The following is a 1237-nucleotide window of genomic DNA, read 5'->3' on the forward strand; positions in this document are numbered from 1 at the left end:
CGGCCACCGGCGGCCCATAGCGACGTGGGGCGTCCAGGCCCGCCGGCAGCGGATCGGTGAACAGCTGCCAGGTCGGTACGGGCCGCGGCGTGCGGAACCGCTCGTACTGCAGGTTGCTGCGCAGCACCACGTCGCCGACACCCATCAGCCGGGCGGTGTCGGCGAGCGAGTCGGTTTCGAACACCCCCTCCTGCAGCCGGCGGTCCAGCGCGCGCAGCAGGTCGGCGGATGCGGCGGCGCTGAACGGGATCAGTTCGCGGGACAGGAAGGGGCGGTCGGTGAGTCCGGGCAGGACGGGGTCGAGAGTCGTGCCCCAGCGGTAGTGGGAGAAGTCCGCCCCGGGCAGTTCCAGGACCCGGGTGCCCGGCCCCGCCGTGTCCAAAGCGGCGGCGACCTGTCGTTCGTAGGCGGGGATCGTCTCGGGACGGTCCAGCCCGGCCTCGACGAACCGGCCGCGCCACAACGGGCTCAGGTTCGCCACGATCAGCACGACCACGACCGTCCACGCGACACCCGACACCGCGCCCGGCAGCCGGGCTCCCGCTCCGCGCAAGCTGGGCAAGCGGGGAGGGAGCCGGCGCCCGCGGTCAGGTGTCGCCTCTGCGCGCTGTGCGAGGTGCTCTTCGATGCGCTGCGAGACCGCCGCGAGCCCGCTGGCCAGCAGCACCGACAGACCGAGGGCGATCAACGGCACGGCACGGGGCATCGAGCGCAGGGCGAAGCCGGCGGTGGACGCCTCGGCGAACGACCGGAAGGCCGTACCCAGCGGCGAGGGGTCGTCGTAGGGGTAGACCCCGACCGACACCGTGGTACCGACGAGTACGAGCAGGACGAAGTACGTCCGGTATCCCCACCGACACAGCGCGGCGCCGGCCAGGGCCAGCAGCGGCACCGTGAAGCTGATGACGATCACCCAGATGGTCTGGGTGTAGTCCCGCGACGGCGCGATCCAGGTACCGAGCACGTCCCCGCCGTAGAAGTACCAGTTGCCCAGGCCGCGCAGTACCTCGGATGCCTGGGAGGCGCTCGCGACCGTCCTGAGCGTCTCGCTGTAGGCGAGGATGTCGACGCCGTAGCCGGCCTGGGTAACCAGACCCGCGATCCACCATGCCGAGCAGCCCACGACCGCCACCGCGGCTCGGGCGCACATTCCCAACGCGGGGCCCAGCCGGACCTCGCGGGTTCCCCACACGGCGAAGGGCAGCCACAGGATCGGCGCCAGCAACACGAAGATCAG

The 1237-nt window shown here is 71.9% G+C and carries 1 protein-coding gene; it reads right to left on the bottom strand.

What is annotated here, in order from left to right:
- A partial coding sequence (locus tag DD1DGNOD_RS13575) for an alpha-(1->3)-arabinofuranosyltransferase domain-containing protein (RefSeq protein WP_131770300.1) occupies positions 1-1237 on the bottom strand: 1237 nt, incomplete at both ends.

It is taken from the genome of Candidatus Protofrankia californiensis, assembly GCF_900634765.1.
GTDB lineage: Bacteria > Actinomycetota > Actinomycetes > Frankiales > Frankiaceae > Protofrankia > Protofrankia californiensis.